Source organism: Alcanivorax sp. HI0044 (assembly GCF_001634945.1).
Window position 1 is genome coordinate 1 of sequence record NZ_LWEZ01001337.1, and the last position, 879, is coordinate 879.

Below are 879 nucleotides of genomic sequence, written 5' to 3' on the forward strand. Positions count from 1 at the left end.
TGCCACCAAAAGCCTGATCCGGGGTCAGCGGTGTACCAATACCCCGGCCATAGTTTGAGGTTTCCTCAATGCGGCCTTTCGCATAGTTAGCCCCAACGACCATTTCGTGAACACGGCCGCCCACTTCAAACGGGCCGCGAGCATACAAGTCGAACACACGCTCGGTGACCTTGTCTTCATAGTAGCTGGGGTAGGCGAACAGGCCGGTTTCGTCCTTGTTCGGGGTGCCGTAGACGTAGAACAGTTCGGATTCACCTTCCATTTTGCGGTAGGTGTACACCGCATTGGCTTCCCAACCGTTATCGAAACGCTGCTGCAGTTCGGCGAATACGGATTCGGTGTTGCTGTCCCAGTACGCCCAATCCGCTGCGGTGCTGGTTTCCACGTCGTAGTCAGTGGGAGAGCCATCGGAGTAGAACAGGGGCAGCGACCCCCACATGGGGCTGTCCGCGTTGCTGTTCTGGTAGCTATAGCCCAGCGTGAACAGGGTGGAGTCGGTGAGGTCGGCTTCCACCACGCCGTAGAAGACGCCGCGCTCATTCTCGTAACGATCCAGGTAGGAATTGCGATCCTGATAGGCGCCAACCATGCGCCCACGCACCCGGCCGTTCTCGGTCAGGCTGCCGGAAGTGTCCACTTCCATGCGGCGGTTATCCCAGGAACCGTAACTGGCAGAAAGCGTCGTGTGATTATCCAGGGTAGGACGCTTGCGCACGTAGTTGACGGTGGCGGACGGGTTTCCCAACCCGGTCATCAGACCATTGGAACCGCGCACGATTTCCACCCGCTCAAACAGGCTGGTATCCACATCACCGTTGACGATTTCATAGGGCAGCGGCATGCCCAGGCCATCGTACTGGTAGTTGGTGATTTCAAAAC

1 protein-coding gene is annotated in these 879 nt (G+C 57.9%); it reads right to left on the bottom strand.

All coding sequences use genetic code 11. The features are described 5' to 3' along the window. Nucleotides 1-879 (bottom strand): TonB-dependent siderophore receptor (locus A3730_RS31940; RefSeq protein WP_369819097.1); only part of this gene is annotated, 879 nt, incomplete at both ends.